Here is a 23,018-nt window from a genome sequence, read left to right on the forward strand (position 1 = left end):
CAGACGCTTTGCGCCAGGATGAACACCAGCATCAGGCCCATGCTGCCGAACAGCTTGAAGTTGACCCAGGCGTCGGTGGAGAACTGGTAGGCCACGTAGAGGTTGACCACGCCCATCACGGCGAAGAAAGCGGCCCAGGCGGCGTTGAGCTTGCCCCAGGCGGCTTCCGGCATGGTGACCTGCTTGCCCAGCATGGCGCGGATCAGGTTCTTGCGCCAGATCAGTGCCGACAGCGTCAGCGTGGCGGCGAAGAGCCAGTACAGCACGGTGGGCTTCCACTTGATGAAGGTCTCGTTGTGCAGCAGCAGCGTGGCGCCGCCAAACACGGAGATGATCACCAGGCTGACCCACTGCATCGGCTCGACCTTGCGGTGGCGCAGCCAGACCCAGCCGATCTGCACGACCGTGGCGGCGATCGCCACTCCGGTGGCGGCATAGATGCCCGCGAACTTGAAGGCGACGAAGAACAGGATGACCGGAAACAGGTCGAACAGGAATTTCATGCGGACAGGATAGAGCGACGCAAGGTCGAGGGCTGGGTTGGCGGCGAACCGCCGCGCGGGCGGTTCGGGCTTAGCGCGGCGTGTCGGGCGATGTCGGCGCGGCGTCACCCGCATTGAGGTCGGCGGGGTCGCGCTCGTCGAATTTTAGCGCAGCCGAGTTGATGCAGTAGCGCAAACCGGTGGGCGCGGGCCCATCTTCGAAAACGTGGCCAAGATGGCTGCCGCATTCCTTGCAGCGGACTTCCACCCGGACCATGCCGTGCGTGCGGTCGGTGTGCTCGTCGATCACCTCGCCGTTGATCGGGCGGAAGTAGCTCGGCCAGCCGCAACCGGCGTCGAACTTGGTGCTGGCTTCGAACAGCGGCGTGCCGCAGCCGACACAGCGGTAGGTGCCGCGCTCCCAGTGATCCCAGTAGCGCCCGGTGAAGGGCCGCTCGGTGGCGGCTTCGCGGGCAACGCGGTACTCGATGTCGGAGAGTTGCTCGCGCCACTCGGCTTCGGTCTTGTGCGTGGTCATATTCGGCTTTCCTTTCTCGTTGGCCGGGAGACTCGGCAGGCGCACAGCTTGTTGCGCAGCCCGCTTTTCGTCACCCAAGGCCAGTTGGTCGTATCTGCCCTGTCAAACCTTACATTGCCGCTGCGCCTTCATGACGAGCAGCTCACTTCCAGCCCGGCTGCCCAGTCCGGCGGCAGCGCGGCATAGCTTTCGGCCTCCGGCTGCTCGTCGAACGGGCGCGACAGCACGGCCAGCAGGCGGTCCACTTCGCTGAAGTCGTTCTCGCGCGCACGCTGGATAGCGGTCTCGGCCAGGTGGTTGCGCAGCACGTACTTGGGGTTGACCGCCAGCATGGCCACGGCGCGCGCGGCGTCGACAGAGTTCTCGGCACGCAGGCGGGCGCGGTAGCCTTCGGCCCAGGCGTCCCACGCCGCGCGGTCCAGGAACAGGTCGCGCACCGGGGCATCCTGGCTGCCATCGGCAGAGGAGATGCGGGCGAGGTTGCGCCAAAACAAGGTGTAGTCCACGCGCTGGGCGTGCAGCAGCTGGAACAGGTCGGTCAGCAGCGGCTCGTCGTCGGCATCGGGGCCGCCCGTCGGGCGCAGGCCGAGCTTGTCCCGGTATTGCTGGAAGAAGGCCGCGGCATAGCGCTCGCGGAACGGATCCAGCGCGGCGCGCGCGGCTTGCACCGCGGCGTCGGTGGCCGCTTTGTTGGCTTCGGCTTCGGCATCGGCCTTGCCATCGCCCTCGCGCCACAGCGGCATCAGCGCCTGGGCCAGGCAGTGCAGGTTCCAGAACGCAACCTGCGGCTGCTGGCTGTAGGCGTAGCGGCCTTGCGAATCGGAATGGTTGCAGATGTGGTTGGCGTCGAACGCATCGAGGAAGCCAAAGGGGCCATAGTCGATGGTCAGGCCGAGGATCGACATATTGTCGGTGTTCATCACGCCATGGCAGAAGCCCACGGCCTGCCACTTGGCCATCAGGTCGGCGGTGCGCAGCGAGACTTCACGCAGCAGCGCCTGGTAGGGCTCTTTGTCCTCGCGGCACTCGGGCATGAAGCGGTCGATCACGAAATCCGCCAGCTGGCGCAGTGCGCCGACGTCCTCGCGGGCCGCGAAATGCTCGAAATGGCCGAAGCGGATAAAGGACGGCGCCAGGCGCGTCACCACGGAGGCGGTCTCGATGGTTTCGCGGCGCACCGGGGCGTCGGAGCCGATGATGCACATGGCGCGGGTGGTGGGCACGCCCAGGGCTTGCATCGCCTCGGAGCACAGGTATTCGCGGATCGAGGAGCGCAGCACGGCGCGGCCATCGGCCATGCGCGAGTAGGGCGTCATGCCGGCGCCCTTGAGCTGGATTTCCCAGGGGCCGGAGGCGGTGCGCGCCTCGGCCAGGCGAATCGCCCGGCCGTCGCCCAACTGGCCCGCCCAGACCCCGAACTGATGGCCCGAGTACACGTTGGCGAGGGGGTCGGCCCACTCGGGCACGTGATTTCCTGCAAAAGTTTCGATGAAGCTACGCTGCGTTGCGGCATCCGCATCCCAGCCGAGCAAACCGGCGGCGGAGGCCGACACGCTGACCAGCCTGGGGGAGGGTAGCGGCGTCGGCGCGAGCCGTGTAAAGAAGCGCGGGCCCAACTCTGCAAAGCCCGGCACGCTCGTGAACGGCGGCCGCGGTTCGGCAGTGTCCAGCGGGGCGGAGAGGGCGGCCTCAGGCAAGGCTTGGGGAAGGTTGGTTAGCTCGGGAGAATTCACAGGGGCATCACTTTGGGTAGCTGGGCGGTGCAGCGCCGGCTCGTCGAATTTCCCGCAAGTGCGCTTGCAGGCTAGGGAAAACGACATGTTGAGGTGCAACATGGCAGGCGTTATTGTACTTCCACGCCGTCACTCGCATCTCTGACCGCTATTGTCACCGCAATGTTTCCAGACTGACCTTGAATCCTGCCCCCAGCGCACCGGCATGGGGCAGATGTGCAGCCACCCGGCATGCCGGATATGGCGGCGCACAACGGATTCCCGTTGACGCTTCATCAAAGTATGGGAACAATCGGCCCAAAAATAGAACGGTTGTTCGTTTTTTTGACGGATTCCGAGAAATCACAGGAGACTATTCCATGGCATTGATGGGTCAAATGATGAGCGAACCCCTGCTCATTTCCTCCATCATCAAGCACGCCGCACGCCACTATGGCGGCACGGAAATCGTCTCGCGACGGACCGAAGGCGATCTGCACCGCTATACCTACCGCGACTGCGAGCTGCGCTCGCGCAAGCTGGCCCAGGCCATCGCCGCGCTGGGCGTGCAGTCGGGCGACCGTGTCGGCACGCTGGCCTGGAATGGCTATCGTCACCTGGAGATCTACTACGGCGTATCGGGCTCGGGAGCTGTATGCCATACCGTCAACCCGCGCCTGTTTCCCGAGCAGGTCGCCTACATCATCAACCACGCCGAAGACCAGTACGTGTTCTTCGATGCCACCTTCCTGCCGCTGGTGGAAGGCGTGGCGGCGCATTGCCCGGGCGTGAAGGGCTGGGTGATGATGAGCGACCGCTCGCACGTGCCGGCCAACGCCAAAGTTGCGCTGCTGTGCTACGAGGACCTGATCGACGCGCAGGACGGCAACTACACGTGGCCGCAGTTCGACGAGAACACGGCTTCCAGCCTGTGCTACACCTCCGGCACCACCGGCAACCCCAAGGGCGCGCTGTATTCGCATCGCTCCACCGTGCTGCATTCCTACGCATCGGCGCTGCCGGACGCGCTGGGCTGCTCGGCCCGTGACGTGATCCTGCCCGTGGTGCCGATGTTCCACGTCAATGCCTGGGGCCTGCCGTACTCGGTGCCGCTGGTGGGCGCCAAGCTGGTGCTGCCGGGCGCCAAGCTCGACGGCGCCTCGGTCTACGAACTGTTCGAGCAGGAGAAGGTGACCTTCTCGGCCGGCGTGCCCACCGTATGGCTGGGCCTGCTGCAGTATGTGCAGGCCAACAATCTCAAGTTCTCCACCTTCCATCGCACCGTGATCGGTGGCTCGGCCGCGCCGCCCGCCATGATCCGCGCGCTCAAGGCGCTCGGCGTGGAGACCATCCACGCCTGGGGCATGACGGAGATGTCCCCGCTGGGCACCTCCTGCAAGCTGCTGGCGCGCCACAACGACCTGCCGGAAGACGAGCAGCAGAAGATCCAGGAAAAGCAGGGCCGCGTGATCTACGGCGTGGACATGAAGATCGTCGACGGCGACGACAACGAGCTGCCCTGGGATGGCAAGGCGTTTGGCGACCTGCATGTACGCGGTCCCTGGGTGATCGAGCACTACTACCGCAACGACGCGTCGCCGCTGGTGGATGGCTGGTTCCCCACGGGCGACGTGGCCACCATCGACCCCGACGGCTATATGCAGATCACCGATCGCAGCAAGGACGTGATCAAGTCCGGCGGCGAGTGGATCTCCTCGATCGATATCGAGAACGTCGCGGCCGCCCACCCGGCGGTGCACATGGCGGCCTGCATTTCCTGCTATCACCCCAAGTGGGACGAGCGCCCGCTGCTGGTCGTGATGAAGAAGCCGGGGGCCGAGGTGACGCGCGAGGAACTGCTGAAGTACTTCGAAGGCAAGGTCGCCAAATGGTGGATCCCCGACGACGTCGTCTTTGTCACCGAGATTCCGCTCACCGCTACCGGCAAGATGCAGAAACTCAAGCTGCGCGAGCAGTTCAAGGACTACCGCCTGCCGGCGGCCTGACCCCAAGGCGGCCATAGAGCCGCCAATGCTTGCCGGCCTTCGATGCCGGCGATTGCAGGACAGGTTCGCGGCGCGCGAGGTCGTGGGAGAGAGCGCCGCCGCGAACCGGGATCAACAACAGCCAACAATAAAACCGAAGGAGACAAGCATGATCAGATTGCGTCCGCTCGTGGCCGCCACGGCCATTTTCGCGGCAATGGGTTCCGGGGTCGCGGCTGCCGATACGGTGAAGATTGCCTTTATCGACCCGCTGTCCGGGCTGATGGCGCCGGTGGGGCAGAACCAGCTCAAGAGCTGGCAGTATGTGGCGGACATCGCCAACCAGAAGAACTGGGGCGGTGGCAACAAGTTTGAAGTGGTTGGCTTCGACAACAAGCTCTCGCCACAGGAAAGCCTGACCATCCTCAAGCAGGCGGTGGACCAGGGCATCCGCTATATCGTGCAAGGCAACGGCTCCTCCGTGGGCATGGCGCTGGAAGACGCGGTGGCCAAGCACAATGAGCGCAATCCGGGCAAGGAAATCGTCTACCTGAACTACGCCGCGGTGGACCCGGACATGACCAACAGCAAGTGCAACTATTGGCATTTCCGGCTCGACGCCAACTCCGACATGAAGATGGAAGCCCTGACCACCTTCCTGGCCAAGGATCCCAACGTCAAAAAGGTTTACCTGATCAACCAGAACTACTCGTTCGGCCACCAGGTGGCGCGCGCCGCCAAGGACTACCTCAAGCGCAAGCGTCCGGACATCCAGATCGTCGGCGAAGACCTGCATCCGCTGGCACAGGTCAAGGACTTTGCCCCGTATGCGGCCAAGATCAAGGCCTCCGGCGCAGATACCGTCATCACCGGTAACTGGGGCAGCGACCTCGCGCTGCTGATCAAGGCCGGCAAGGACGCGGGCCTGGGCACCAACTACTACACCTACTACGCCGCCACCACTGGCGTGCCCACCGCCATGGGGCCGTCGGAAGCCGGGCATGTCAAGTACGTCGGCTACTACAACCCCAACAACAAGGGCTTCAAGGGCGGCGACGTCATCGAAGGCTTCAAGAAGAAGTACAACGATGACTTCTACGTGATGGCCGCGTACACCGGCATCGCCATGCTGGGCAAGGCGTTCACGGACATCAAGTCGACGGATCCGGTCAAGGTGGCCAAGGCGCTCGAAGGCATCAAGGCCGAAAGCCTGAATGGCACCGTGGAGATGCGCGGCTCGGATCACCAGGCCCAGCAATCGCTGGTGGTGGCCACCTGGACCAAGGTTGATGGCAAGGAGGTCAAGTTCGACCAGGAAAACACCGGCTTTGGCTGGAAGACCGATGCGCTGATGGACCAGTACGTGGCAGCGCAGCCGACTTCCTGCCAGATGAAGCGCCCGGGCTAAGCCTGCGCGCTTGGCGGGCGGCGCGTCGGGTTCCGGCGCGCCGCCCGATCCTGCATACTTCGGTCGGCCCGGGGCAGCGCTTGCGGCCCCGGGTGGGCGGCGCACACCCGTTTGCACCCGCGTGCAACCGTTTCCAGACCGGCCGGCTGCCGGCAGCCAGGTGGCTGGCCGGCGTCAGAATGAAGGATATGTTGTGGAATTCTTCGTCATTTCCCTGTTGAATGGCATCAGCTACGGGCTGCTGTTGTTCATGCTCTCTTCCGGGCTTACGTTGATTTTCAGCATGATGGGCGTGCTGAACTTCGCGCACGCAAGCTTCTACATGCTGGGCGCGTACTTTGCCTACACCATCGCCAGCAAGATCGGCTTCTGGCCCGCGCTGATCTTCGCGCCGCTGCTGGTGGCCGGCGCCGGGGCGCTGGTCGAGCGCTTCGGATTGCGCACCGTGCACAAGTTCGGGCATGTGGCCGAGTTGCTGTTCACCTTTGGCCTGGCCTACCTGATCGAGGAAGGCGTGAAGCTGGTATGGGGCCTGGCCGCCGTACCCTACCGCATCCCGGCCGAACTGGACGGGCCGCTGTTTACCGTATTCACCTCGTCGTTCCCCAAGTACCGCGCCTTCATGATGCTGGTGTCGCTGGCCATGCTGGTGGCGATCTACCTGGTGCTCACCCGCACCCGCATCGGGCTGGTGATCCAGGCGGCGCTGACGCATCCCGAGATGGTCGAAGCGCTTGGCCACAATGTGCCGCGCGTGTTCATGATGGTCTTTGGCGGTGGCGCCGCGCTGGCGGGGCTGGCCGGCGTGATCGGCGGCAATGCCTTTATTACCGAGCCGTCGATGGCGGCAGCGGTGGGGTCGATCATCTTCGTGGTGGCGGTGGTGGGCGGCATGGGGTCTTTGGTGGGGGCCTTCATTGCCTCGCTGCTGATCGGCGTGCTGCAAACCTTTGCCGTCACGCTCGACGCCTCGCTGGCTGGCTTGCTGGGCTCAATCGGCCTGCAGATTACCGACAGCACGCCGCTGTCTTCGCTATGGAAGCTCACGGTGGCGCAGGTTGCCCCGGTACTGCCGTATTTGTTGCTGGTGGTGATGCTGATTTTCCGCCCGCGTGGTCTGATGGGTACCCGGGAGGGCTGACAGCATGGAGACGACAATGCAACAACGCCGCGAGGCGGTCGTGACGGGCCGCACCATGCGCTACCGCCCGATGAACCTGGCACGCTGGGCGATCTGGGGCCTGACCGCCGCCCTGATGCTGGTGATGCCGCTGTTTTTCACCGGCGGCTTCGCCATCACGCTGATGTCGCAGATGGGCATCATGATTATCTTCGCGCTGTCCTACAACATGCTGCTTGGGCAGACCGGCATGCTGTCGTTCGGCCATGCGGTGTACGCGGGCCTGGGCGCCTTCATCGCCATCCACGTGCTCAATATGGTTGGCGCGGGCAAGGTATGGCTGCCGGTCTCGCTGCTGCCGGTGGTTGGCGGCCTGGCCGGCGCCTTCTTCGGTGTGCTGTTCGGCTACGTCACCACCAAGAAGTCCGGCACCACCTTCGCCATGATCACCATGGGCATCGGGGAAATGGTATTTGCCAGCTCGCTGATGTTCCCGGATTTCTTCGGCGGCGAGGGCGGCATCTCCACCAACCGCATGGTGGGAGACCCCGTGTTCGGCATCACCTACGGCCCCGGCCGCCAGGTGTATTACCTGATCGCGGTGTGGTGCCTGCTGTCCATGGCGGCCATGTACGCCTGGACCCAGACGCCGCTTGGGCGCATCGCCAACGCGGTGCGCGACAACCCGGAGCGGGTGGAATTCATCGGCTACAACACGCAGCGCGTGCGCTACCTGGTGCTGATCCTGTCGGCGTTCTTCGCCGGCATCTCGGGGGCGCTGTCGGCCATCAATTTCGAGATCGTGTCGGCCGAGAACGTCAGTGCGGTGCGCTCCGGGGGGGTGCTGCTGGCGGCCTTCATCGGCGGTGCGGGCGTGTTCTTCGGCCCGGTGATCGGCGCCGTGGTCTTCATCCTGTTCGCAGTGGCACTGTCGGACCTGACCAAGGCCTGGCTGCTGTACCTTGGCCTGTTCTTTGTGCTGATGGTCATGTTCGTGCCCGGCGGCATCGCCAGCCTGCTGATGATGCAGGTGCCGCTGCTCGCGCGCGGCAAGCTGCGCCGCATGCTGCCCGACTACGGCATCGCTGCGGCCGCCGGGCTGGTGCTGCTGGCGGCGGTGATCCTCACCGTGGAACTGGTCTACAAGGTGCAGGTGGATAGCGCCAACGGCACCGAGATGTCGTTGCTGCGCATCGGCTTCGACGCCGGCACCGTGGCACCGTGGCTGGTGGCGGCAGCGTTGTGGGTGGCTGGCCTGCTGGCTTGCCGCGCTGCCCGCACGCGGGTACGCGCCACGTGGGACAAGGTACAGGCCGAAATGGCGGGAGGCACGGCATGAGCGCCGCACTGGAACTGAACGACGTACGCAAGAAATTCGGCCAGACCGAGATCATCCGGGGCGTCAACCTGACCATCCCCAAGGGTGAGCGGCATGCGCTGATCGGCCCCAACGGCGCCGGCAAGTCGACCACCTTCAACCTGATCTCTGGCCGCTTTGCGCCCAGCTCGGGCACGGTCAAGCTCAATGGCCAGCAGATAGGCGGGCTGCAGCCCTTCGTGATCAACCGCATGGGGCTGTCGCGCAGCTTCCAGATCACCAATATCTTTCACCGCCTGTCGGTGTTCGAGAACCTGCGCTGCGCCGTGCTCTGGTCATTGGGCTACAAGTATTCGTTCTGGCATCGTCTCTCGGAGCTGCGCGACGCGCGCGAGCGGGCTGACGAAGTGCTGGAACTGATCGGCCTGCAGCACCGCCGCAACACCCAGGCCAGCCTGCTGACCTATGCGGAGCAGCGCGCGCTGGAGATCGGCATCACCATTGCCGGCGGCGCCGAGGTGATCCTGCTGGACGAGCCCACGGCCGGCATGAGCCGTTCTGAGTCCGACCATGCGGTGGAGTTGATCCGTCGCGTCACCGTGGGCAAGACCCTGGTGATGGTGGAGCACGATATGAGCGTGGTGTTCGGGCTGGCCGACCGCATCTCGGTGCTGGTCTACGGCGAGGTCATCGCCACCGACACGCCCGAAGCCATCCGCGCCAACCGCAAGGTCAAGGAAGCCTACCTGGGCACGACCCTGGACGAACCTGCTACTGAGGGAGCGCACTGATGGGCAAGCGCATGCTGGACGTGCAGGGCCTGCACGCCTACTACGGCAAGAGCCATATCCTCCACGGCGTCGATGCGCATATCGGCGAAGGCGAGATCGTCGCGCTGCTGGGCCGCAACGGGGTGGGGCGCTCGACCATGGCCAAGGCCATCCTTGGCATGGTCAAGGCTGAGGGCTCGGTGCGCTTTCGCGACGAGGAGATCCTCGGGCGGCGCACCTTCGAGATCGCCCACCTGGGCGTGGGCTACGTGCCGGAGAACCGGGATATCTTCCCTACGCTCACGGTGCGCCAGAACCTGCAACTTGGCGAGAAGCGCAATCCGCGCCAGTCCAAGCCCCGCTGGACGGTGCAGGACATGTACAACATGTTCCCGCGCCTGAAGGAGCGTGAGAACACCGCCGCCGGCGTGCTCTCCGGCGGTGAGCAGCAGATGCTCACGCTGTGCCGCACCCTGATGGGCGACCCCGACCTGGTGCTGATCGACGAGCCTACCGAAGGGCTGGCCCCGATGATCGTCACGCTGGTGGGCGATTACCTGAAGGTCCTGAAGGAGCGTGGCGTGTCGGTGTTGCTGATCGAGCAGAAGCTGGCCATCGCGCTGGATATTTCCCAGCGGGTCTATGTGATGGGGCACGGGCATATCGTGTTCGAAGGCACGCCGGGGGATCTGAAGGCCAATGCGGCTATTCGCAAGGAGTGGCTGGAGGTGTAGGGGCAGGTGGCAAGGGCCGGGGGGGATGCCGTCCACGCCCAGCAGGCGGTATCTCTGGTGTGCGAGGCACCGGCTTTCTCTTCCTCCAGGCTGGTGGGTCCTGGCGCGTTTGAAAAACCGTTTTTACCATCTTGGTCACGTCGGCCTCATGGGCGATCTCCAGCGCGTACTGCGCAATATGACCTGCGCAAGGGTTCCGGCGAATCGCCAACATCAATCCATGCTGCGCGCGTTTGCAGATGCCGACTTAGCCATGGATGGGGTTCATTGACCCGCGCGTTTCGGGCTTCCCCTTTCGCGTCGCGGGGATCGTGCCTGTAGTAGTTGCGCATGCGGATCTGCCCGTTGCGCCCATGGACACAGCTTTTTCGGCCCCCCCCACCACCACTAATATGCCGATAAGTACACTTGCCGGTATGCGCTTTTGAGAAGCCTGGGGCCGCATGAGGTAGAACAGCGTCTCGCCGCTCTGCGCGGCTAGATGCAGACGGCGCAGCGCGTCATTGCGGATGTGCGCTTGCCACAGGAGCGGCGGGAGGCGATGGCAGTTGTGGGCGATGCTTTCGGTGATATTAGATGATTGAGCCAGGATGTAATAACATTGTGTTGCCATTCAGCATTGGACGGTATAACATTGTGCTTACGGTGATGCTATGAGAACGATGATTCGCAGGATGGGTAATTCGCAGGGTGTATTGATCCCCAAGCCGATCCTTGCTCAGCTCGGTTTGGAGGGTGAAGTGGACATGGAAGTTGAGGATGACACGTTGGTCATTCGGCGTGCGCAAAGGAAGGCTCGTGCGGGTTGGGCTGAAGCCAGCAAGGATGTCGCTGCAGCCGGCGATGACGCGCTGGTGATGGGCGAATTCTCCAACGCGGGTGATGCGGAGCTCGTGTGGTAGCGCGCGGTGAAATATGGCTGGTCGCGTTGGACCCGACCTTGGGTAGCGAGATTCAGAAAACGCGTCCCTGCGTGGTCGTGTCACCGCCCGAGTTGCACGACCATCTGCGCACGGTCATCGTCGCGCCGATGACAACGAAGGGGCAGCCTGCGCCGTTCCGCGTTCCGATCACCTTCATGAAGAAGAGTGGGTTGATTTTGCTCGACCAGATTCGCACGGTGGACAAAGTGCGCCTGGTCAAGAAAGCCGGTGTGGTGGCCGATAAAACGTTGTTGAGCACCCTGCGCACCTTGCAGGAAGTTTTTGCGGAATAACGGGAAAAGGGACGCGTCTCCGCCTCGAGCACCGCGCCATACTCACGATGGGAAGCCTACTGCTGGAGCAGTGCTTGGTATGTGTACTGACTAGTTGCGATCGGCAGCGGCCACGGCGCAATCTCCGAGCAGAGTCCCACGGAGTTGACGAGAGCGCCCAAACGCCAAGCCCCGGACGGAAGCAGCACAGGGACGAGCGCGGCGCAAGGCGCGCCGCGCCAGCCAGGCTCAACGTGCCTTCAGGAACTCACCGACCTCGAGCAGGACCAGCTCGTTGTCGTCCGCTTTGTTCGGCTCGCGGCTGCTGGAAAAAGGCAGGTTGTTATCGTTGCCGACCACGATGTGGGTCGGGTCCACCACATCCACGTTCTCGATGGTGAAGAACGGGAACTTGAGCACGCCGTCGTTCAGCGGCTTGCGGGCCAGCTTGTCGGGGTCGGCGATATTGAGTAGGTCGATGTAGCCGATCTTGCGGACCGGGCCGCCCGCGTTGGCGTCGGTCAGCTCGATCTTGTAGATGCGCTTGAACTTCGCGATGTCCGAGAAGCAGTCGTTGCGCTTCTGGCCTTCGGGGCAGGCCTTGTCGGCCGTGCCTTCGCCGTTGTCGCGCTCGATGATGAGGCCGGTGGTGGCGTCGATCATGTTGAAGTCGCCGATGGCGTTGCCGTTGGCTTCCAGCGGGTACTTCCAGGAGCGGCCCGTCCACTTGCCGGCCTGGGTGTCGAACTCCAGCACCCGCAGGGCTTCCTTGCCGTCGATGCGTTCAAAGTCCTTGGCTTCGGCGTTCCACACGGGGCCTTCCAGCAGGGCATAGAGCTTGCTGCCGTCCGGTGACGAGGCCATGCCCTCGAAGCCCTTGGAGCGCTTGACCTGGAAATCCACCGCGCCGCCCGGCACGCCCGGCGTGGTCACGGCGGGATGGTCGGGCGAGCGGACAACCTTGCCGTCGACCAGCGTGTCGTACACGGCAAGCACCTTGCCTTGCAGGTCGGCCTTGATCAGGAAGGGCCCGAACTCGTCGCCGATCCACAGCGCGCCGCCGGCGAACTGGAAGCTCTCCGTATCGAAGTCCGAACCGGTCAGGTAGCGTTGCCTGCTGCCTTCGTGAACGATGCGGAAGGGCACCTTCTTGTCCGGATCGTGCAGGAACACGGTGCCCAGGCGATGGAGCTTGCCGTTCTTGAAGTCCACCTTGTAGTGATTCAGGTAGAGCATGAAGTCCGGCGAATTGGCCTTGCTGCCGGCGCCGTTGTCGGTCAGCACCCAGAAGCTGCCGTCCGCCATGTGCTTGATGCCGGAATGGCCTTGCAGCGGCTGGCCCTTGAAGGGCAGCGATACGTCTGTTGGCCGGTTGTTCGACTGGCCTTCCACCGCGCCGATCTTTTCCACGCGCGCGCCGGTGGTGAACTTGCCGCTTGCCTGCAGATCCTGCGGCGCATCCTTGGGCGCGGCGATATAGCTCTGCGCGGGCAGGATGGCGTGGCCGGCGAGGGTGGCGGGGTAGGCGGCAGGGGCTATGGCCTGGGCCGCGACGGGTAAAGCCCAGGCCGCAGCGGTGACGGCGATAACGGCAATGACGGTCGCGGACGGGAGGATGCGCATGTAGGAGAAGAATGGTGTCGAAAGACCGCTACGATGCATGGGCCACATGACGGTGGCGTGATGATGGCGTGACGGCCGCGTGACAGGTAAGTGTCTCGATCTGACAACGGCCGCACGCGCTAACCTGATCGCCAGCATTGTCGGATCGCGCCAGGTCTAAGTAACTTGTAGATAACTTTTATGGCAGGGCCATCGGTCTCAGGTTGGGACGCTCAAGAAATTTCCTGCAACCGCGATCCTTCTTGTCGCCCGGTTACTCGCTGTATTGACAAATTGTCTATATCTGGATAATATGTCCGTATGAAAAAACGCACGCCAGAACGCACGCCCGAGCAGCAAGCGCTGCTCGAGCAACTCAAGCAGGTGGCCCAAGGATTGAGCGAGACCTTCGCGCCCTTTTGCGAGGTGGTTGTCCACGATCTGCTGGACCCTAAGCACGCCATCCTCGCCATCCATAACAACCTGTCGGGCCGCCAGGTGGGAGACCCCGCAACCGAGTTGGGGCTTGCCCGGATTGCCGACCCCGAGTATCCGCAGGTGATCGCCAACTATGCGAATCAGTTCGCCGACGGGCGGCAGGCCAAGAGCACGTCGATCGGCATCAAGGATTCGACCGGGGGCTATGTGGCCGCCCTGTGCATGAACGTCGACCTGACGTTGTTCCGCAGCTTGCAAAACGTGCTGAGCCAGTTCGGCAGCGTGGACGCGGGCGCGACCATGAAGGAGTCGCTCGACCCGGCCGGCGCGGATGCCATTCGGGCCCGCATCGACCAGTTTGCCGCGCGCCTTGCCACTACACCGCGATCCCTCAAGGCCGAAGACAGGCGCGCGTTGCTGCGCGAACTCAAGGAGGCGGGATTCATGGAGGTGCGCCGCGCCATGGAAATCGTGGCGCTGCATCTCGGCGTGTCGCGGGCTACGGTGTATAGCTATGCCAAGTGAAGCGCGCTTGCTCCTGCTCGACAAGAACCAGGTCGAGTCACTGCTGCAGCCGGCAGATGCACTGGAGGCGGTGAACGAAGCCTTTGCCCTGCATAGCCAGGGCGAGGGCCGTGTCTTTCCGCTGGTTCGGGAGCCGCTGGCGACCGGTGGCGTGTTCGGCATCAAGTCCGGCGATGTCCAGTCGCAGGGCCTGCTGGGTTTCAAGGCGGCCGGATTCTGGCCGGCCAACCGCCAGGTAGGCGGCGAGCCGCATCAGGCTACGATCATGCTGATCGATCCGGCAACCGGCCGGCCAGTGTGCATGATCGATGGCAACGCCGTCACCACGATGCGCACCGGCGCCGCTGGCGGCCTGGGGCTTCAGTTACTGGCACGCCAGGACAGCGAGCGCCTGTGCTTGTTCGGCACTGGCGTGCAAGCGCGGATCCAGTTGACGTTCGCCCTTGCGCTGCTGCCCTCGCTCAAGCAGGTTCAATACGTTACGGTGACGGGCCAGCCCGACGCCGCGTTCGAGCGCGCCTTTGCCAAGCGCTGCGAGATTTCCCATGCCGCCGATCGCAATGCGGCGGTGGAGGGCAGCGACGTGGTGATCACCGCAACGCCTGGCGGCGGTGCGCTGTTCGACCTGCAAGCCGTGCAGGCCGGAACGCACCTGAACTGCGTGGGCGCGGACACACGCGGCAAGCGCGAGTTGCCCGACGGCCTGCTGGCGCGCGCGCGGCTGTTTGTCGACGACCGGGCCCAGGCCCGCCAGATCGGCGAAACGCAGTGGGCGCCGGATACGCCTTGCACGGAAATCGGCGACGTGCTGGCCGGCAAGGCGCAAGTTGACCGCCACGATGCCGACATTACCGTCTTCGATATGACGGGCCTGGCGCTGCAGGACCTGACGGTGGCTCGCCTGCTCCATCGGCGAGCCGCCGCCGCGCAAGCAGGCACCAGCATTCACTGGCCCTGGTAGCCTTCTTACTCAAACGAGACTTACGATCATGCTGAATCTACCCACTTTTGATGATGTGTCAGCAGCCGCCCGGCGGCTTGAGGGCCATGCTCACCGCACCCCCGTCATGCGCTCGCGCACTGCGGACAAGGAAGTGGGCGCGGAACTCTTCTTCAAGTGCGAGAACCTGCAGCGCATGGGTGCCTTCAAGTTTCGTGGCGCCTTTAATGCGCTCTCGAAGTTCGACGAGCGCCAGAGGCGGGCAGGGGTGGTGGCGTATTCTTCGGGCAATCATGCGCAAGGCATTGCGTTGTCGGCCTCATTGCTCGGCATCCCTGCGACGATCGTGATGCCCCATGATGCGCCGGCCGCCAAGGTAGCCGCGACCCGCGGCTACGGCGCCAAAGTGGTCATCTATGACCGCTATACGGAAGATCGCGAGGCAATCGGCCGCAAGCTGGCCGAGGAGCACGGCCTGACCCTGATCCCGCCGTATGACCATCCGGATGTCATTGCCGGGCAGGGCACCGCGGCCAAGGAACTGTTCGAGGAAACCGGCGAGCTGGATGCCCTGTTCGTCTGCCTTGGCGGCGGCGGGCTGCTCTCCGGTTCCGCACTGTCCGCGCGCGCACTGGCTCCACAATGCAAGATCTACGGCGTGGAGCCAGCCGCCGGCAACGACGGCCAGCAGTCGTTCCGCTCCGGCTCGATCGTGCATATCGAGACACCCAAGACCATCGCCGACGGCGCGCAGACGCAGCACCTTGGCAACTACACCTTCGAGATCATTCGCCGCGATGTCGATGACATCGTGACCGCGACCGACGAGGAACTGGTCGACTGCATGCGCTTTTTCGCATCGCGCATGAAGCTGGTGGTGGAGCCCACCGGCTGCCTCGGCTTTGCGGCCGCGCGCGCGATGAAGGCCGAACTGAAGGGCAAGCGCGTGGGGGTCATCATCAGCGGCGGGAACATCGATATTGACCGGTTCGCGGCCTTGCTTGCTGGCTGATTGGCATGATCCGCGTGCGGGCGGCCGGTGCGCATGGCACCGGCTGGCCATGCAGCGTGGCGCAGGTGACGTTGACCCCGGCGGCATCAGCGCCAGGAACAGATTCGCCCATTTCTACCGATAGTCATCCGTGTGAGCCTGTCCATCAGGCTGCGCACACGATGGCGTTTGCGTTCACCGGAAGTCCCCCGGCATCGCAATTGCATTCCTGGCCTCGCTCTGGCCATCTCCTCCAATGTTTCCGCTTTGCGGCCGTCGCCCGAAGGCATGCGCTTGCGATCATCCAGCGCGGCTTGCTCGCGCGCATTGTGGGCGAGCGGGCCTCTCGTGCGCGTGCCGCCGGCGCTGTGCCCTCGTCTTCCCGAAATACCTCGGGTTTTCATCGTGTTGACGGTTTGTCTAATTCTGGATAATCTGTCTTATCGACATGAACGGGATGCACTGTGCGCCGAGGCCGAGGCCTTGGCGCATGGCGTCTGCCCGCCAAGGTTGGAGCGCTGCCCGCCGTCGGCGAGGCGGGAAAGGCAGCCCTTGGCCCAGACCAGCCGCGGGCGCCGATATCGGAAACTGGCCAGGAGGCGAAAGCTTTGAAAACCACAAACAAACTTACCCGCTGGATCATGCTCAGCATGGTCCTGGGCGTCATCGTCGGCTATGCCTGTCACCGCATGGCGGCTGACGCGGCAGCCGCCAAGGTGATCGCCGGGAATTTCTCGATCATCACCGAGATCTTCCTGCGCATGATCAAGATGATCATCGCCCCGCTCGTATTTGCGACGCTGGTCTCGGGCATCGCGAGCATGGACGACGCCAAGGCAATCGGCCGCATCGGCGCCAAGGCCTTGACCTGGTTCATCGTCGCGTCGCTCGTGTCGCTGAGCATCGGATTGCTGTTCGTGAACCTGGCGCAACCCGGTGTCAGCCTGAACATGGTCCTGCCGGACGCTGGCGCAAGCACGAATCTCAAGACCAGCGCGCTCAACCTGAAAGAGTTCGTCACGCATATCTTCCCGAAGAGCATCTTCGAGGCCATGGCGACCAACGAGATCATGCAGATCCTGATCTTCTCGCTCTTCTTCGGCGTTGCACTGGGCAAGGCTACCGGTGATTCCGGCCAGTTCCTGAAACGTTCCGTTGACGAACTGATGAACGTGATGTTGCGCATCACCAATACGGTGATGCTGTTCGCGCCGGTCGGCATCTTTGCAGCGCTTGCCGCGGCCATCACCGTGCAGGGGCTCGACGTACTGGTGACCTATGGCAAGTTCATCGGCGCGTTCTATCTCGCGTTGCTGGCGCTGTGGGCTGTGCTCTTTATCGCAGGCTATGCGGTTCTCAAGGGGCGCATGTTCGAGCTGGCAAAGGGCATCCGCGAACCCATGATGATCGCTTTCTCCACCGCCAGCAGCGAGGCGGCTTACCCGAAGATGATCGAGCGGCTCCAGCGCTTTGGGGTGAAGAAGCGCCTCGTCGGATTTGTCCTGCCGCTTGGCTACTCGTTCAACCTCGATGGCTCGATGGTGTATCAGGCGTTTGCGGCGGTCTTCATCGCGCAGGCCTTCAATGTCGACATGTCGCTCGGGCACCAGATCACCATGCTTCTGATCCTGATGGTCAGCAGCAAGGGCATGGCCGCGGTCCCGCGCGGCTCGCTGGTGGTGGTAGCCGCCATCTTGCCGATGTTCGGCTTGCCGGAGGCAGGCCTGCTGCTGGTGATGGGAATCGATCAGTTCCTTGACATGGGGCGCACGGCGACCAATGTCCTGGGCAACAGTATCGCCACTGCCGTGGTTGCAAAATGGGAGGGGGAACTTGGGACGGAGGAAGAGCCCGATTCACTCTCCGATGAGTTTGTCGCCGGTCACGGCGCCCTGGTCAAGCAAACGATGCAGTCTCCAGAAAGCATGGCCTGATTTCGCGAAAGAGCTATGCGCTGACGTTGCTGCTGACGCGACGCACTGTGGGTGGTTGACCGAGTGGTGCCCGAAGGCGGCAAATGACATCCCGCGCTGGCCACCTCTCCACAAGGAGAGTCGCCATGCCTAAAGCTCTAGTCCTAGCTGCCAACGTGTCGATACGCACCCAGCAAGCGTCGCTGGAGGCGGCTGGGTGCGCAAGCCATGTAACTACCACGACGCAGCGTAGTTAGTGGTCGAGAGTTATCTGCTGCAAAGCCGGGCCAAAGTCCTGGAAACCAGGCTGTAACTGGCGCGTGCATTGGGCGGCAGTTGGAGCGACAAAAAGCAGGAATTTTTGAATCCTTTGCGGCGCTGGCCGCCTCCTACCCCGTAGGAACGCTGTCCTTCAACCGCAAGAGAGGTTATAAGTTTTTCAGAAGAATCTTCCGAAATGGGAGCGCGCACTGCGCTTGTGCATCGGCTTGGTTATCGTAATCGCCGCCTCCTTCGTCGTGCCGATGGACCCTACCATCAAATGGGTGGCGGTGGCCGCTGGCGTTGTGTTCGCCTGCACCGGCTTCATCGGCTTCTGCCCGATGTGTGCCATGTTCGGCCGCAAGCTGAAACGCTCCGACTGATCATGGGACGACTCGATGCTCAGTTGGTGGAAGCTGCCTTTCAGGGTGACGCCCGCGCGCTCGACCAGTTGCTCATCGCCATGCAGCCGGACCTCAGGCGCTTCGCCCGCCGCACTTGCGCCACCAGTGAAGACGCTGAGGACGCGGTTCAGGTCGCACTGTGGAAACTGCACAGCAAGATCCACACGCTGCACAAGCTGTCGGCACTAGCAGCTTGGATGTTTCGCATCGTCGATGCGTGAGTGTTTTCGGCTGTTTTCGGTCTTTAAAAAGACGGTGCCACTATCGGAAGCGCTTGAGGAGACGTTGTACCAAGTGCCGGTGCCGCATCAACTGCGTCATGATCCGGTGGTGGCGATTGCTGCGTTGCCGCCGCATTACAGGGAAATCCTGATCTTGCGCGATATCGAAGAACTGTCCGCGCCGGAGACCGCGACGCACCTCAATATCTCGGCCCCCCGCACCACGCAGGTGCCAGGAGACTAAATTCCGGCGCAGGCACTGGCAGTATGTGATGCTAGGTGTGCGCGGCCAGGCCGCTCGCTCAGCGCCCCGGCGCACCCACGCCAACCGCCTCCGCCTCGCCCGCACGCTTGCAGTTGAACGGCATGTCTTCATAGTCGATCAGCCGCGTCTTCCTGACCAGCCGATACCCCAGCCATAGCACCAGGAACAGCGGCACGCCGATATAGGTGCCGACAATCTCCAGCCAGCGCCCGCGCACATCGCTGAATGCCTGATAGTTCTGGCCGAGCACGATCACCACGCACAGCACGATGGCAAAGATGGGGCCGACGGGATAGAGCGGCGAGCGGTAGGCCAGGTCGGACGGCTTGTAGCCCTGGTACACCAGTCCCCGGCGGAAGCGGTAATGGCTGATGGCGATGCCGAGCCACGCGATGAAGCCGGTCATGCCGGACGTATTCAGCAGCCACAAGTAGACTGCCTTGTCGCCAAACAACGAACTGAGGAAGCACAGGGCGCCGACGGCGGTGGTGGCGAACAGGGCGTTGTATGGCACGCCGTTGGCGGAGAGCCGCGCCAATGCCCTTGGCGCGCGGCCGCTGACCGCCAGGCCGTACAGGATCCGCGTGGAGGCGTACATGCTGGAGGTGCCGGCGGAGAGCAGGGCGGTCAGCACCACCGCGTTCATCAGCCCGGCGGCGAAGGCCAGGCCGGCATGGCGGAACACCAGCGCGAAGGGGCTCACGCCGATGTCGGTGACGTCGTTGCGCAGCAGGCTGGGGTCGGTGTAGGGGATCAGCACGCCGATGATCAGGATCGCCAGCACGTAGAACAGCAGGATGCGCCAGAAAGTCTGGCGGATGGCGCGCGGGATGGTGCGCGCCGGGTCGGCGGCCTCGCCGGCTGCCACGCCAACGGTCTCCGTGCCCTGGAAGGAGAATCCGGCAATCATGGCCACGCCGAACATGGCGGGGATGCCGCCCACGAAGGGGGCGTCGCCAAGCGTGAAGTTGTGCCAGCCCGATTGCGGCCCGCCCTTGAGGATGCCGAAGATCATCATCAGCCCGGCCGCCAGGAAGATCAGGATCGTGGCTACCTTGATCAGCGCGAACCAGTACTCGGCCTCGCCAAAGCCGCGTACCGAGAAGGCGTTGAGCCCGAACATCAAGAGCAGGAAGGCCGCGCTCCACATCACGCCGGAGATGTGCGGGAACCAGTACTGCATCACCAGCTGCGCCGCCGTGAGTTCCACGGCAATCGTCACGGCCAGGCTGAACCAGTAGCTCCAGCCGAGCGCGAAGCCAAAGCCTTCCTCCACATAGAGCGCGCTGTAGGTGACGAAGGAGCCGGCCACCGGCATATGCACGGCGAGCTCGCCCAGGCTGGTCATCAGGCAATACACCATCAGGCCGATCAGGCAATACATCAGCAGCGCGCCGCCGGGCCCCGCCTGGGAGATCGATGCGCCGGAGGCCACGAACAGCCCGGTGCCGACCGCGCCGCCGATGGCGATCATGGTCAGGTGGCGGGCCTTGAGCTTGCGCTGGAGATCGTCGTGCTCGACGACGGGATGCTGGTGAAGGTGAGGATGGGAAGACATCAGGGTCACTGGAACTTCGGCGGGCAACGCCTCGTGGGGCGCCCGAGCGGGCAAAGCGCGCGAGTCTACCGGGTTATCCGGGTAAATCCGAGGGTTACGGCGGTTTATGTCAGGAAAGTCGCCTACTGTGACTAGAGGCAATCCTCAGGGGGGCGGGGAATGTGCCGGATGAGCCATTGCGCTCCGGGCTTACCCTAGCTTTTTAGTGGGCTTTGGCAGCCTGAATGCACGGGGGCGAGATCCGCCATGAACAACGCGCATGGTACCGCCCGGCCAGCCCCAAAATGAAATTGAACGACCGTGCTATTTTGTGTATGCTTGATCCGCTCGCGATAGGGTGGGCGCCGGCCGAGGGGTGCAAGCCTCGGGCTTCTCCGGCGGCCGGGCGGTGGTTTGGGGCCGCGCAGAAAAACATAATTCGAGAATTCGAATCCCGAGACAACTTCTAGTTACCAAAGGAACCAGCATGACAGCGCAGTATCAGGTTCAGGACGGCGTCGCCGTCATCACGCTCGACAATCCCCCCGTCAACGGCCTGGGTCTCAGCACCCGGCTTGGCATCGTCGAAGGCATGACCCGTGCGCTGGACGATGCGGCCGTCAAGGCCATCGTCATTACCGGCGCCGGCAAAGCCTTCTCGGGCGGCGCGGACATCCGTGAATTCAATACGCCCAAGGCCACCCAGGAGCCGACGCTGCACTCGGTGATCAAGGTCGTGGAAGGGTCGAGCAAGCCCGTCGTGGCGGCGATCCATTCCGTCGCCATGGGCGGCGGCCTGGAGCTGGCGCTGGGTTGTAACTACCGCGTGGCGTCGAAGGGCGCGCAGATCGCCCTGCCGGAAGTGAAGCTGGGCCTGCTGCCCGGCGCCGGTGGCACGCAGCGCCTGCCGCGCGTGATCGGCCTGGAAGCCGCCCTGAACATGATCGTGTCGGGCAATGCCATCCCCAGCGAAAAATTCGCCGGCACCAAGCTGTTCGACGAAATCGTCGACGGCGACGTGCTGCCCGCGGCCGTGGCCTTCGCCAAGACGGTGGCGGCCAACCCCGGCCCGTACCCCAAGGTGCGCGACCTGAAGGTCAAGCACGAGAACGCGGAAGGCTTCATCGCCTTTGCCCGCAATACCGTGGCCGCGGTCGCCAAGAATTTCCCGGCGCCGCTGAAGTGCGTGGACGCCGTGGCTGCCTCGCTCACGCCGTTCGACGCTGGCCTGAAGGCTGAGCGCGAAGGCTTCATGGCCCTGGTGACCACGCCTGAATCGCGCGCGCTGCGCCACGCCTTCTTTGGCGAACGTGCCGCCAGCAAGATCCCGGACGTACCGGAAGGCACCCCCACCCGCAAGCTGGAGAAGATTGCCGTGATCGGCGCCGGCACCATGGGCGGCGGCATCACCATGAACTTCCTGAACGCCGGCATCCCGGTGATCATGCTGGAAACCAAGCAGGAAGCGCTGGACCGCGGCGTGGCCACGATCCGCAAGAACTACGAGAACAGCGCCAAGAAGGGCAAGCTCACGCAAGAGAAGGTAGAGCAGCGCATGGGCCTGCTGACCACCACGCTGTCCTATGACGACATCAAGGATGCGGACATGGTGATCGAAGCCGTGTTCGAGGAAATGGGCGTCAAGGAAATCGTCTTCAAGAAGCTGGACGAAGTGATGAAGCAGGGCGCGATCCTGGCGTCGAACACCTCCACGCTGGACGTCAACAAGATCGCCTCCTTCACCAAGCGCCCGCAAGACGTGGTCGGCATGCACTTCTTCAGCCCGGCCAACGTGATGAAGCTGCTGGAAGTGGTGCGTGGCGAGAAGACCGGCAAGGACGTGCTGGCCACCGTCATGCAGGTCGCCAAGAAGATCAAGAAGACTGCCGTGGTATCTGGCGTGTGCGACGGCTTTATCGGCAACCGCATGATCGAGCAGTACAGCCGCCAGGCTGGCTACCTGCTGGACGAAGGCGCGCTGCCGGAGCAAGTGGACAAGGCCATCGAGAAGTTCGGCTTTGCCATGGGCCCGTTCCGCATGGGCGACCTGGCCGGCAACGACATCGGCTGGGCCATCCGCAAGCGCCGCGCCATCGACAAGCCTGAAATCCAGTACTCGAAGACCGCCGACCTGCTGTGCGAACTGGGCCGCTACGGCCAGAAGACCGGCGCGGGCTGGTACGACTACAAGGCGGGCGACCGCAAGCCGTACCCGAACCAGCAGGTCAACGACATGATCGTGCAGCACTCCAAGGACGTGGGCATCACCCGCCGCAAGATTTCCGATGAGGAGATCGTCGAGCGCCTGGTGTTCGCGCTGGTCAACGAAGGCGCCAAGATCCTGGAAGAAGGCATTGCCTCCAAGGCCTCGGATATCGATATGGTCTACCTGACCGGCTACGGTTTCCCGCTGTTCCGTGGTGGCCCGATGCTGTACGCGGACCAGGTTGGCCTGTTCAACGTGGCGCAGTCGATGGCGCGCTATGCCAAGGGCTACCACGGCGAAGCCTGGAAAGCAGCCCCGCTGCTGGTCAAGCTGGCTGCCGAGGGCAAGGGCTTCAACGGCTAAGTACGGCCAAGGCGATGTTCGCGCGGCGCAGTCAGGCCGCGCGGGGTTCTCAACATTGATCGCAAACCGGTCACCTAGCGAGGAGTAGCG

The 23,018-nt window shown here is 63.6% G+C and carries 20 protein-coding genes and 1 pseudogene; 16 read left to right on the forward strand and 5 right to left on the reverse strand.

Annotation, left to right across the window (positions count from 1 at the left end; all coding sequences use genetic code 11):
- The 3 genes from ACYP5B_RS31565 to ACYP5B_RS31575 all read right to left on the reverse strand — a co-directional run.
- A partial coding sequence (locus ACYP5B_RS31565) for a septation protein A (RefSeq protein WP_459572282.1) occupies nt 1–503 on the reverse strand: 503 nt, incomplete at its 3' end.
- A 70-nt stretch (nt 504–573) separates the two neighbouring features.
- On the reverse strand, nt 574–1,020 hold the full coding sequence (gene msrB, locus ACYP5B_RS31570) for a peptide-methionine (R)-S-oxide reductase MsrB (RefSeq protein WP_267603142.1): 447 nt from the start codon (nt 1,018–1,020) through the stop codon (nt 574–576).
- A gap of 128 nt (nt 1,021–1,148) precedes the next feature.
- Nucleotides 1,149–2,840 (reverse strand): protein adenylyltransferase SelO, encoded by a 1,692-nt coding sequence (locus ACYP5B_RS31575; RefSeq protein WP_459572283.1) that lies wholly within the window; start codon nt 2,838–2,840, stop codon nt 1,149–1,151.
- Nucleotides 2,841–3,112: 272 nt separating this feature from the next.
- Between ACYP5B_RS31575 and ACYP5B_RS31580 the strand changes: the two genes are divergently transcribed.
- The 8 genes from ACYP5B_RS31580 to ACYP5B_RS31615 all read left to right on the forward strand — a co-directional run bounded on the left by ACYP5B_RS31580 (nt 3,113) and on the right by ACYP5B_RS31615 (nt 11,283).
- On the forward strand, nt 3,113–4,738 hold the full coding sequence (locus ACYP5B_RS31580; protein ID WP_459572284.1) for a 3-(methylthio)propionyl-CoA ligase: 1,626 nt from the start codon (nt 3,113–3,115) through the stop codon (nt 4,736–4,738).
- A 148-nt stretch (nt 4,739–4,886) separates the two neighbouring features.
- Entirely contained in the window at nt 4,887–6,125 is a 1,239-nt protein-coding gene (locus ACYP5B_RS31585) for a branched-chain amino acid ABC transporter substrate-binding protein (RefSeq protein ID WP_400093024.1), read from the forward strand.
- A gap of 193 nt (nt 6,126–6,318) precedes the next feature.
- Nucleotides 6,319–7,266 (forward strand): branched-chain amino acid ABC transporter permease, encoded by a 948-nt coding sequence (locus ACYP5B_RS31590; protein WP_400093022.1) that lies wholly within the window; start codon nt 6,319–6,321, stop codon nt 7,264–7,266.
- Between the two features lie 4 nt (nt 7,267–7,270).
- Nucleotides 7,271–8,584, forward strand: a complete 1,314-nt coding sequence (locus tag ACYP5B_RS31595; RefSeq protein WP_318235873.1) for a branched-chain amino acid ABC transporter permease — start codon at nt 7,271–7,273, stop codon at nt 8,582–8,584.
- Complete coding sequence (locus ACYP5B_RS31600) at nt 8,581–9,354, forward strand: ABC transporter ATP-binding protein (RefSeq protein ID WP_318235874.1); 774 nt, start codon at nt 8,581–8,583, stop codon at nt 9,352–9,354. Before ACYP5B_RS31595 ends, ACYP5B_RS31600 begins: the two co-directional genes overlap by 4 nt.
- Nucleotides 9,354–10,067: an ABC transporter ATP-binding protein gene (locus ACYP5B_RS31605; RefSeq protein WP_267603127.1), complete on the forward strand. Its 714-nt coding sequence runs from the start codon at nt 9,354–9,356 to the stop codon at nt 10,065–10,067. Before ACYP5B_RS31600 ends, ACYP5B_RS31605 begins: the two co-directional genes overlap by 1 nt.
- Before the next feature lie 653 nt (nt 10,068–10,720).
- Nucleotides 10,721–10,969, forward strand: coding sequence for an AbrB/MazE/SpoVT family DNA-binding domain-containing protein (locus ACYP5B_RS31610; protein ID WP_318235875.1), 249 nt, complete (start codon nt 10,721–10,723; stop codon nt 10,967–10,969).
- Nucleotides 10,963–11,283, forward strand: coding sequence for a type II toxin-antitoxin system PemK/MazF family toxin (locus ACYP5B_RS31615; protein ID WP_318235876.1), 321 nt, complete (start codon nt 10,963–10,965; stop codon nt 11,281–11,283). The genes ACYP5B_RS31610 and ACYP5B_RS31615 overlap by 7 nt, the downstream gene beginning before the upstream one ends.
- 228 nt (nt 11,284–11,511) lie before the next feature.
- On the opposite strand, the gene ACYP5B_RS31620 is transcribed toward ACYP5B_RS31615, so the two are convergent.
- Complete coding sequence (locus ACYP5B_RS31620) at nt 11,512–12,885, reverse strand: esterase-like activity of phytase family protein (protein ID WP_459572285.1); 1,374 nt, start codon at nt 12,883–12,885, stop codon at nt 11,512–11,514.
- Between the two features lie 300 nt (nt 12,886–13,185).
- Between ACYP5B_RS31620 and ACYP5B_RS31625 the strand changes: the two genes are divergently transcribed.
- The 7 genes and pseudogenes from ACYP5B_RS31625 (at nt 13,186) to ACYP5B_RS31655 (ending at nt 18,801) form a co-directional block, all read left to right on the forward strand.
- Nucleotides 13,186–13,827, forward strand: a complete 642-nt coding sequence (locus ACYP5B_RS31625; protein WP_400093018.1) for a helix-turn-helix transcriptional regulator — start codon at nt 13,186–13,188, stop codon at nt 13,825–13,827.
- Nucleotides 13,817–14,788: an ornithine cyclodeaminase family protein gene (locus ACYP5B_RS31630; protein WP_400093016.1), complete on the forward strand. Its 972-nt coding sequence runs from the start codon at nt 13,817–13,819 to the stop codon at nt 14,786–14,788. Before ACYP5B_RS31625 ends, ACYP5B_RS31630 begins: the two co-directional genes overlap by 11 nt.
- Before the next feature lie 28 nt (nt 14,789–14,816).
- Nucleotides 14,817–15,779: a threo-3-hydroxy-L-aspartate ammonia-lyase gene (locus ACYP5B_RS31635; RefSeq protein WP_267603122.1), complete on the forward strand. Its 963-nt coding sequence runs from the start codon at nt 14,817–14,819 to the stop codon at nt 15,777–15,779.
- Nucleotides 15,780–16,366: 587 nt separating this feature from the next.
- Nucleotides 16,367–17,692 carry a dicarboxylate/amino acid:cation symporter gene (locus ACYP5B_RS31640; protein WP_400093015.1) on the forward strand — a complete coding sequence of 442 codons (1,326 nt, stop codon included), beginning with the start codon at nt 16,367–16,369 and terminating at the stop codon, nt 17,690–17,692.
- A gap of 431 nt (nt 17,693–18,123) precedes the next feature.
- A pseudogene (locus ACYP5B_RS31645) lies at nt 18,124–18,315 on the forward strand (YgaP family membrane protein); the annotation flags it as partial.
- 2 nt (nt 18,316–18,317) lie between these two features.
- Complete coding sequence (locus ACYP5B_RS31650) at nt 18,318–18,557, forward strand: RNA polymerase sigma factor (protein WP_400093013.1); 240 nt, start codon at nt 18,318–18,320, stop codon at nt 18,555–18,557.
- A 73-nt stretch (nt 18,558–18,630) separates the two neighbouring features.
- A complete protein-coding gene (locus ACYP5B_RS31655) occupies nt 18,631–18,801 on the forward strand; it encodes an RNA polymerase sigma factor (protein ID WP_400093087.1) in 171 nt (56 codons plus the stop codon).
- A gap of 58 nt (nt 18,802–18,859) precedes the next feature.
- Here the strand turns inward: ACYP5B_RS31655 and ACYP5B_RS31660 are convergent, their stop codons facing one another.
- Entirely contained in the window at nt 18,860–20,380 is a 1,521-nt protein-coding gene (locus ACYP5B_RS31660; RefSeq protein WP_459572286.1) for an amino acid permease, read from the reverse strand.
- 466 nt (nt 20,381–20,846) lie between these two features.
- Between ACYP5B_RS31660 and ACYP5B_RS31665 the strand changes: the two genes are divergently transcribed.
- Nucleotides 20,847–22,928 (forward strand): 3-hydroxyacyl-CoA dehydrogenase NAD-binding domain-containing protein, encoded by a 2,082-nt coding sequence (locus tag ACYP5B_RS31665; RefSeq protein ID WP_459572287.1) that lies wholly within the window; start codon nt 20,847–20,849, stop codon nt 22,926–22,928.
- Nucleotides 22,929–23,018 lie beyond the last annotated feature (90 nt).

This window comes from Cupriavidus sp. 8B, from assembly GCF_054589115.1.

Excerpts from the sequence above, each read along its gene's own strand:
- ACYP5B_RS31600 (WP_318235874.1), top strand. The coding sequence starts at position 8,581 with ATGAGCGCCGCACTGGAACTGAACGACGTACGCAAGAAATTCGGCCAG.
- ACYP5B_RS31595 (WP_318235873.1), top strand. The coding sequence starts at position 7,271 with ATGGAGACGACAATGCAACAACGCCGCGAGGCGGTCGTGACGGGCCGC.
- ACYP5B_RS31635 (WP_267603122.1), top strand. The coding sequence starts at position 14,817 with ATGCTGAATCTACCCACTTTTGATGATGTGTCAGCAGCCGCCCGGCGG.
- ACYP5B_RS31630 (WP_400093016.1), top strand. The coding sequence starts at position 13,817 with ATGCCAAGTGAAGCGCGCTTGCTCCTGCTCGACAAGAACCAGGTCGAG.
- ACYP5B_RS31585 (WP_400093024.1), top strand. The coding sequence starts at position 4,887 with ATGATCAGATTGCGTCCGCTCGTGGCCGCCACGGCCATTTTCGCGGCA.
- msrB (WP_267603142.1), bottom strand. The coding sequence starts at position 1,020 with ATGACCACGCACAAGACCGAAGCCGAGTGGCGCGAGCAACTCTCCGAC.
- ACYP5B_RS31660 (WP_459572286.1), bottom strand. The coding sequence starts at position 20,380 with ATGTCTTCCCATCCTCACCTTCACCAGCATCCCGTCGTCGAGCACGAC.
- ACYP5B_RS31650 (WP_400093013.1), top strand. The coding sequence starts at position 18,318 with ATGGGACGACTCGATGCTCAGTTGGTGGAAGCTGCCTTTCAGGGTGAC.
- ACYP5B_RS31575 (WP_459572283.1), bottom strand. The coding sequence starts at position 2,840 with ATGTCGTTTTCCCTAGCCTGCAAGCGCACTTGCGGGAAATTCGACGAG.
- ACYP5B_RS31620 (WP_459572285.1), bottom strand. The coding sequence starts at position 12,885 with ATGCGCATCCTCCCGTCCGCGACCGTCATTGCCGTTATCGCCGTCACC.
- ACYP5B_RS31625 (WP_400093018.1), top strand. The coding sequence starts at position 13,186 with ATGAAAAAACGCACGCCAGAACGCACGCCCGAGCAGCAAGCGCTGCTC.
- ACYP5B_RS31665 (WP_459572287.1), top strand. The coding sequence starts at position 20,847 with ATGACAGCGCAGTATCAGGTTCAGGACGGCGTCGCCGTCATCACGCTC.
- ACYP5B_RS31610 (WP_318235875.1), top strand. The coding sequence starts at position 10,721 with ATGAGAACGATGATTCGCAGGATGGGTAATTCGCAGGGTGTATTGATC.
- ACYP5B_RS31605 (WP_267603127.1), top strand. The coding sequence starts at position 9,354 with ATGGGCAAGCGCATGCTGGACGTGCAGGGCCTGCACGCCTACTACGGC.
- ACYP5B_RS31580 (WP_459572284.1), top strand. The coding sequence starts at position 3,113 with ATGGCATTGATGGGTCAAATGATGAGCGAACCCCTGCTCATTTCCTCC.